Origin of the sequence: Lachnoclostridium sp. An196 (assembly GCF_002160135.1) — a bacterium.
In the GTDB taxonomy this organism is placed as follows: domain Bacteria; phylum Bacillota; class Clostridia; order Lachnospirales; family Lachnospiraceae; genus Hominiventricola; species Hominiventricola avistercoris.
In genome coordinates this window covers 1-7,762 of record NZ_NFJZ01000022.1, presented here as the reverse complement: position 1 = coordinate 7,762, position 7,762 = coordinate 1, and the positions used below count along the sequence as shown (strand labels likewise).

Annotated in this window: 9 protein-coding genes; 7 read left to right on the top strand and 2 right to left on the bottom strand. The window is 41.3% G+C overall.

All coding sequences use genetic code 11. The annotated features are described in order from the left end of the window. Positions 1–139 precede the first annotated feature (139 nt). Complete coding sequence (locus B5F29_RS16125) at positions 140–676, bottom strand: transposase (RefSeq protein ID WP_242955704.1); 537 nt, start codon at positions 674–676, stop codon at positions 140–142. Then, positions 639–1,085 (bottom strand): transposase family protein, encoded by a 447-nt coding sequence (locus B5F29_RS17350; protein WP_442911284.1) that lies wholly within the window; start codon positions 1,083–1,085, stop codon positions 639–641. Before B5F29_RS17350 ends, B5F29_RS16125 begins: the two co-directional genes overlap by 38 nt. A 465-nt stretch (positions 1,086–1,550) precedes the next feature. Between B5F29_RS17350 and B5F29_RS16115 the strand changes: the two genes are divergently transcribed. Genes B5F29_RS16115 through B5F29_RS16085 form a run of 7 tightly spaced genes read left to right on the top strand, consistent with a single transcriptional unit; the run spans position 1,551 to position 7,576 of the window. After that, entirely contained in the window at positions 1,551–1,763 is a 213-nt protein-coding gene (locus tag B5F29_RS16115; protein ID WP_087155607.1) for a helix-turn-helix domain-containing protein, read from the top strand. 47 nt (positions 1,764–1,810) lie between these two features. After that, positions 1,811–3,628, top strand: coding sequence for a DUF4209 domain-containing protein (locus B5F29_RS16110; RefSeq protein ID WP_087155606.1), 1,818 nt, complete (start codon positions 1,811–1,813; stop codon positions 3,626–3,628). A 47-nt stretch (positions 3,629–3,675) separates the two neighbouring features. After that, positions 3,676–4,479 carry a DNA/RNA helicase domain-containing protein gene (locus tag B5F29_RS16105; RefSeq protein ID WP_275532946.1) on the top strand — a complete coding sequence of 268 codons (804 nt, stop codon included), beginning with the start codon at positions 3,676–3,678 and terminating at the stop codon, positions 4,477–4,479. After that, on the top strand, positions 4,476–4,814 hold the full coding sequence (locus B5F29_RS16100; protein ID WP_087155605.1) for a nucleotide pyrophosphohydrolase: 339 nt from the start codon (positions 4,476–4,478) through the stop codon (positions 4,812–4,814). The genes B5F29_RS16105 and B5F29_RS16100 overlap by 4 nt, the downstream gene beginning before the upstream one ends. Before the next feature lies 1 nt (position 4,815). Next, on the top strand, positions 4,816–5,919 hold the full coding sequence (locus tag B5F29_RS16095; protein WP_242955702.1) for an HNH endonuclease domain-containing protein: 1,104 nt from the start codon (positions 4,816–4,818) through the stop codon (positions 5,917–5,919). Between the two features lie 4 nt (positions 5,920–5,923). Beyond that, positions 5,924–6,502 (top strand): class I SAM-dependent methyltransferase, encoded by a 579-nt coding sequence (locus B5F29_RS16090; protein ID WP_087155604.1) that lies wholly within the window; start codon positions 5,924–5,926, stop codon positions 6,500–6,502. Positions 6,503–6,529: 27 nt separating this feature from the next. Continuing rightward, on the top strand, positions 6,530–7,576 hold the full coding sequence (locus tag B5F29_RS16085; RefSeq protein ID WP_087155603.1) for a virulence RhuM family protein: 1,047 nt from the start codon (positions 6,530–6,532) through the stop codon (positions 7,574–7,576). The last annotated feature ends 186 nt before the right edge of the window (positions 7,577–7,762 follow it).

Genomic DNA, 7,762 nt, shown 5'->3' with positions numbered 1-7,762 from the left:
CTACAAAAGAATAGCTGAAGTAAAAACCTGGCCTCTCGGCATCGGGGCGGATCTATTGCATGAACTGATCAATGGTGGATCACTTATGTGTACTGGTGGATCTCAAAAGTGTATCGATGGTTCTCATGGCGTGAAATATTCACTTATCTTCCGGCATCGAAAGATAACGGTTTATGGTTGTCACGGAAGAATGAAGGAGAAGCGCGATATCATTAACCGTATAGCCTTCGGAGCGTTTTTTTCGGGCAAACAGTATCCTTTCCGTGCGGTTCCTGGTATCATAAAGGGCCTGCATTTCCGGATTTTGTGAAACAGCAGGGACAGCCAGGCGGGAAGGGAACAGCCTGTACATATATTCCTCCACTGCGCCGGACAGATTTTTCAGCAGATGAAAACGGTCGCTGATCTGTAATGCCCCGGGATGGGAATTGGCCGCTGCAGAAGCATACGTCTGTGCGCCATCGCGGGAAATAACCTGGATATTTGGATAAGATTTCAGCCATTCCTCAACCTTACCGGTTTCTCTGGAATCGAGGAGATCAATAATTCTATGGCTTTCCAGGTCAACCATCACTGTCCCGTAGGAATATCTCTTACGGAACGCAAAGTCATCCACACAAATCTTTGTGACGCCGGACTTATCCACAGGAGCCGGCATTTTTTTTAAGCAGATCACAGATGCTGCTTTTACAGACCTTTATGGAATCTTCCTTCAGTAAAGCGGAAGCACTGACAGAACTTAATTTGGAAGATGTTTTCAGGATCTTATTCACCAGCCGCCTGGTTTTTCTCTCTTTTGGAGCAATAAAATCAAATCTTTCAGAGAATGTTTTATGGCCGCAGGCAGGATTCATGCAGAACATCTTTCTGGTGTTTAATAAAAGTATTGTCTGCCGGTCCTGCAGCGGAATGTCCTGGATCTCACGCTGATAGACGGAATGTACTTTTGATGAAAAAGTCCCGCAATAAGGGCAGGGAACCTGCCTCCTTGCAGATCGAACTTCGAAAATAATCTGTCCGGTTTTTAACCTGCACCGGATACACTCCAGATCCGGACTTAATGATCTTATGATTTCCTGTTCCATGAACCATCACCCAGTATTATTATATTGCTTTAATTCGGTGATATCAACTAATTTTGGAAAGAACCGTCAAATATTCCTGCGGATTTCCTGATACTCAAAGGTTCCCTATAATTGTAGTTGAAATTTCACTACAATTATATAAAATATTTCGCGCGCTCCACCTGCCGGAATGGAAAGTGCATGAACTGGCGAACTGCCGGAAGGGAACATGGAGAGCGGCAGAGATGCTGAACTCTGTGCTTACCAAGACAATCATAGTGGACAGACTCGGATACCCATCCATGACTGCCCACTATCTGAAAGTACGTATAAACTATTGAACCGCGTAGTACCGAACGGTACGCTACGTGGTGTGGAAGGGGAGAATAAAATCTCCCCTATCCGATCGTTGAAAAATATGAGGTTTTGATGTACTATAAATTATACGAATAAGATAACTGAATTTTTCGATAGAGGACAGGAATTATGGTAAAAAACAATATCGAAGTTGATGTAAAAGTGAAATGTATTGAGCAAGGAAAAACACAGGTGCAGATTGCCGAAGAGATTGATACCACAAAGGCTTATGTTAATCGTTTGATTAAAAAGAAGGATGGCGTGGTGAATAAGACTTTTGTGCAGATGATGGAAGCACTGGGGTATGATGTTGAACTTACATATGTGAAAAGGGAAGGGTAAAAACTATAGAAATGATAAACATAAATTTATTTTGGGGATGATGATAAATGAAAAATATAGCTGAGTATATTGATTTCAAAAAAGGTATTATAAATGAGTTGAGCTCTTTAGGTATTTCTGAACTAAAGGAATGTATGAAATCAATAAAGGATGAAGCTGATCAGGCTAATTGGACAGAATATCTTAGATGGGAAGTAGAAGCTTTAGATCTTGTTGAGAATTTTATTGATTTTGAAAACAATGAGTTGGTGGACGCTTGCTCCTATAGTAATGGATTTAGATATCCCGATATTGCGTCTTTTACTGAGGAGAGAATAAGTTTTTATAGGGATCTTGTGGATAATGAAGCTGGCATATATTCTGATGAAGTCTTATCAAGATATTATAATGTGTTGATACAATGTGATAAGAAAAATGGATACAAATATATAGATTATGCGATTGCGACCATGGAAAATTTGTTTGGTTCTCTTGAAGAACATAAGGAATGGCATTACTGTGCACGAATTGTACATCTTTCAGTAGTTTATCAGAAAATCGATGTGATAAAGAAATATATTGAAAAAGTCAGAGAATTTGTACTTTCAGATATTGTGTTGAAAGAGGACCAATTGTTGTTTTTGCCGTTTCAAATACGACTGTATTCGAAATTAGTATTCATAAAAAAGAATGTAAATGATCATGAAGATAACATAAAGGAAATAGTGAATCAAGGCATTGCGGCAATAGCTATATGCAATGGCGCATATGCACCAACAGCTGAATATATTTTTGATAATTTGCTTTATATTGCAAATAAGTTGAAAGATGAAGAAATGTGTAAAAAATTAAAAAAACTAAGGATTGAGAAACAAATAAAACTTGGCGATGCGGCAATGATAGAGGGAGATTACTATAATGCAGCAGTTTTCTATGAAAGGGCTGCTAGCTATGGTAATAATTACGGCGTGCATAGTAGTATGAATGATACGCTATCAAAATTAAAAAAAGCCAATGTACATATTGGAGAAACTACGCATAGTACTTCGGTTAGGTATGAAGTTCCTAACAGTGAAGCTTATTTGAATGAAATACATAAATTTATTACAGGTAATCTGGATAAGGATTTTAGAAATATAACAGGATTTGTTATAGCTAATATTCTGGATAATAGCAAAGGATTTTTCCCAGATATGACTGAATCGTATGAAAAAGGTAAGAAAAGACAGAGCAATTGGATTTGGAAATTTGTTTCTATAGCTAAGATGACTAATGAAAGGAAGATAGTCGAGGCATCTAAAGATGAAGACCAAATTAGATATTTTCAATATGATGATTATGTTACACATTTAAAACTTATAACCAACATTTGGTTCGAGCAGGTTATGCACGAAGCAATGATAGAAGGATTAAGCGATGTTGGTATGAGTGAACAGATTGTATCTGCAGAATGGCTATCGGATGCAAATAAATATTTGATTCTTGAAGCTGTGAAATTATTATCGGAGGAAAGATATGCTGCATTTATGCATGTTGCAATTCCGTTATATGAATGCATTTTCAGACGACAATTTTCTTATCATGATTTGGCTACAACGCACATTGATATGAATGATGGATCTCAGCAGGAAAAAATATTCGGAGTGTTTATACGAAGCAATATGGTAAAGGAATATATGCCACAAAGCTTAATTGACATGTCAGCAGTTGTATTTACGGATGAACTTGGACTGAATTTGAGAAATAATATTGCACATGGATTATGTGAAAAAGAGGATTTTAATAAAAATACGGCTTATTTGGTATTTATGATGTTGCTTATGATTACTAGATTCGATTGGGTTGCATATGGAATTGCTGAGAAAGAGAAAAAAAGTGAGAAATAGAATCAATATAGGTTAAGGTTACACTTGGTTTTTCTGCCATCAAAAAAATGGCAGAAAAATTTGTTAGACCTATCTTGACATACGCTGACGAGGCCCATCGTCTGAATGAAAAATCCGGTATGTTCCATAACATGGGAGAAAACCAGATTAAGGAAATTATTCATGCGGCGAAATGCAGCGTGTTTTTTATCGATGAAAGACAGCGGGTCACGCTTCAGGATATCGGAAGCGCAGAAGAGATCAAAAAATGGGCGAAGAAAGAGAAAGCTCGGATCACGGAGATGGAATTGGTGTCCCAGTTCCGATGCAACGGATCAGACGGGTATCTGGCCTGGCTGGATCATACGCTGGAGATTCGTGATACTGCAAATTTTGACATGGAGGGTATCGACTATGACATCAGGATAATGGATTCTCCGGTGAAAATGCAGGAACTGATTATTGAAAGGAACTGCGCATCGCATAACAGGGCAAGGATTCTGGTCGGCTATTGCTGGAACTGGAGGAAAGAGGGCGTCAATGATCCTTCTGTACATGATATAAAAATCGGAGATTTTGAAATCAGCTGGAATTTGAAGAATACCGCCACCTTTGCCATCGATGAAGATTCGGTCCATGAGGCTGGCTGTATACATACTTCCCAGGGACTGGAATTCGACTATGTCGGAGTCATTATAGGCGATGACATGCGGTATGAAAATGGAAGCGTCATTACAGATTTCACAAAAAGAGCCAGAACAGACCAGTCCTTGAAGGGGATCAAAAAGCTGTATAAAAGGGATCCGGACCGGGCGTTATCCATGTGTCTGAAAAAGTGTCTGGGAGCGCAGAAAAGTGAGGAAGAAAGATGACAAAGGAAACAATCGAGCAGGTATTAAGGTTCCGTGACGAACGGAACTGGAAGCAGTTTCATAATCCGAAGGATCTGGCCATCTCCATCTGTCTGGAGGCCGCGGAACTGCTGGAGGTTTTTCAGTGGAGCGCGGAAGACGTCCGGTGCGAGGAGAAAAAAGACAAAATCAGAGAAGAACTTGCGGATGTATTAAATTACTGCATTTTGATGGCGGATACCTGCGGACTGGATATGGACGAGATCATTCAGGAAAAAGTCAGGAGAAACGCGGAAAAGTATCCGGTGGAAAAAGCGTACGGACATAAAGAGAAATATACGGAGCTGGGGGAATAATATGCAGCTGCCATATTCTGATGTGCTGGACATCGCCCATTTTTCCAGATTGTTTGACAACAAAAGCGAATGCTATAAACTGTTCTGGTTTCAGGCGATTGCGCGGAAAATCAAAGAGGGCCATGAGATCATCGCCTTTGAAACGCTGATCGATGAAATGATTGCAGACGCATGGTACATGGTTTCAGAGTATCATTTGAATCTGGGGCCGAATGACGCGCTGGAACGTGTGGTTCATCGGCTGAGCGGAATCAGCCATATGAAATCCTGTGAGAAGAAAGAAGTGATCCTGGAGTATCTGGCCGCCTGTGAGGACCGGGAAGTCACGGCTATGAAACGTATTTTATTCCAGAATGTGCCCTACCGGCTGCAGGCTCCTTTTATGGAGTCCATGAGGGGAAAGGAATGGAACAGATCCGGGAAAAATCTTGCAGAGAGAATCAATCAGGAACAAAGGCTGATGTATTATTTTCTGGGGTTCAACGGCCTGAATACTCAGATTCAGATACAGAAAGAATGGGCGGATTATATCAGACAGAACTATGAAATCATACAGGGCTGGGTGGAATTTAACCTGATCCAATATCTTCAGAAAAGAAATCCCAGTGTTCCAGGAATCGTGGACAAGCTCTATCCGCCGAAAGAGCGGAATCTGGAGAAGGTGAAAAAATACTGGAAAATGATTATTGCCATAAAACCTGTCCGCGAAATCTACGGAAAAGAACCATTGAATGAAAGAAATATCTCCATCGATCATTTTGTACCCTGGTCCTATGTGGCGCATGATGAACTGTGGAACCTGACGCCCACAACACGGAGTATTAACAGCAGCAAAAGCAACAGTCTTCCGGATTGGGATACCTATTTTCCTGTGTTGTGCAAAAGCGAATATTTATCCTATGAAACGATGTGGGAATATCCCCGGATACATATTGAGTTTGAAAAATGCGCCAGGGAGCATCTGAATAACCAGGAGATCAGACAGAAGCTTTATCAGGAAGGACTGTCGGAAAGAGAGTTTTCAATGCATCTGGAAGAGATCCTGTTTCCGGTGTACCAGTCGGCAAAAAGCATGGGATTCTCGAATTGGAGCCTGAAGGGGTAGGTTTATGGGCGATTATTATGAAAACAACGCGAAGCGATATGCGGAAGAAACATTCTCTGCCGACATGTCAGAACAATATGGTAGATTTCTTCCTCTGTTGAGGGAGCAGGCGAGGATTCTCGATGTGGGAAGCGGCAGCGGGCGTGATGCATGCTATTTTCAAGATCAGGGATATAAAGTGACCGCACTGGAACCCTCAAAAAATCTCTGCATGGAAATCCGAAAAGTTTTCTCAGGAGAAATCGTATGCTCTGATATTCAGAGCTACCAGCCGGAAGAACGGTATGACGGAATCTGGGCATGCGCGTCATTTCTGCATCTGCGGGAAAAAGAAGTGCTCCGCTTTTTTGAAAAACTGGATCTGTACCTGAAAGACAATGGGATCCTCTATCTCTCCGGGAAAAACGGGATCCCTACAGGAGAGGCGGCGGACGGACGCTATTTTCTGGAGTTTACTGAAGAACTGGTGGAGAAGATACTGGCGGTCAATGACCGGGTGAGGATAGAGGGATTGTGGTATACAGGGGATGTAAACGGAAGGGAAGGGTTCCGGTGGATGAATGTGATATTTAAAATGTTATAAAAGGGTAATATGGAGGAGGTATCCTGTTTGAAAAAGAAAAAAGATGAAGTGACGATTCGATCCGGCGCGGCGGAATATCTGACTTATGTGGCGTCCATCGGCGATCAGCAGGACAGTATCGAAATGCGATATGAGGATGAAAACATCTGGTTGACACAGAAAATGATGGCTGTATTATATGATGTCGGACTTCCAACAATCAATGAGCACATAAAAAAGATATATGCAGATAGTGAGTTGGAGAGGGAAGCAACTATTCGGAAATTCCGAATAGTTCAAACTGAAGGTTCCCGACAGGTGAGCCGGGAGGTGGCTCATTACAATTTGCAGATGATCATAGCGGTTGGTTTTAAAGTAAATAACGAAAGGGCAGTCCGGTTTCGTAGGTGGGCCAACGGCATTGTGAAGAACTATACAATCAGAGGCTGGGTTATAGATGATGAGCGCCTGAAAAATGGTGGTTCTGTGCTTACTGCGGAATATTTTGACCGGCTGCTTGAACAGATACGTGAAATCCGTTTGTCAGAGCGCAGGTTTTATCAGAAAATCACAGATATCTATGCCACATCTCTTGACTATGACCGGACAGCACAGACGACGAAACAGTTTTTTGCCAAAGTACAGAATAAAATGCATTACGCGGTTCATGGGCATACAGCAGCGGAACTGATCTACGAGCGGGCAGACGCAGAGAAACCTCATATGGGACTCACCACATGGGCCGCGGCACCGGAAGGTAAGATTGTGAAAAGTGATGTCAGTGTCGCAAAGAATTATCTTACAGAAAAGGAAATGCGTTCTTTGGAACGAATTGTATCCGCATATCTGGATCTGGCTGAGGACCGGGCTGAACGTCATATACCTATGACAATGGAAGACTGGTCAAAACGTCTGGATTTATTTTTAATGGCGGACGATAGAGACGTTCTTCAAGACGCAGGGAAAATAACTGCGGAGATTGCGAAAGCAAAGGCTGAGACAGAATTTGAAAAGTATCGTGTAATTCAGGATAGGCTGTATATGTCGGATTTTGATAAGTATTTGCTGGAATTGGAAGAGAGTGTGAAGAAATAAGGAGAATTCAGGATATTTGGAAAAAAGAAAAGATTTTTTCAATCACTATCCAATAGCTGCACGATTGGAGAATATGATACTAAAACTTCCCACACCGATACGGTGTGTTGAACCTTGAAAATTCAATATTTCAGCCAATAAAAAAGGCATAAACCTGTTCCGTTTGGTATAATGGAATTGACTAGA

Excerpts from the sequence above, each read along its gene's own strand:
- B5F29_RS17350 (WP_442911284.1), bottom strand. The coding sequence starts at position 1,085 with ATGGAACAGGAAATCATAAGATCATTAAGTCCGGATCTGGAGTGTATC.
- B5F29_RS16115 (WP_087155607.1), top strand. The coding sequence starts at position 1,551 with ATGGTAAAAAACAATATCGAAGTTGATGTAAAAGTGAAATGTATTGAG.
- B5F29_RS16110 (WP_087155606.1), top strand. The coding sequence starts at position 1,811 with ATGAAAAATATAGCTGAGTATATTGATTTCAAAAAAGGTATTATAAAT.
- B5F29_RS16105 (WP_275532946.1), top strand. The coding sequence starts at position 3,676 with ATGGCAGAAAAATTTGTTAGACCTATCTTGACATACGCTGACGAGGCC.
- B5F29_RS16100 (WP_087155605.1), top strand. The coding sequence starts at position 4,476 with ATGACAAAGGAAACAATCGAGCAGGTATTAAGGTTCCGTGACGAACGG.
- B5F29_RS16095 (WP_242955702.1), top strand. The coding sequence starts at position 4,816 with ATGCAGCTGCCATATTCTGATGTGCTGGACATCGCCCATTTTTCCAGA.
- B5F29_RS16090 (WP_087155604.1), top strand. The coding sequence starts at position 5,924 with ATGGGCGATTATTATGAAAACAACGCGAAGCGATATGCGGAAGAAACA.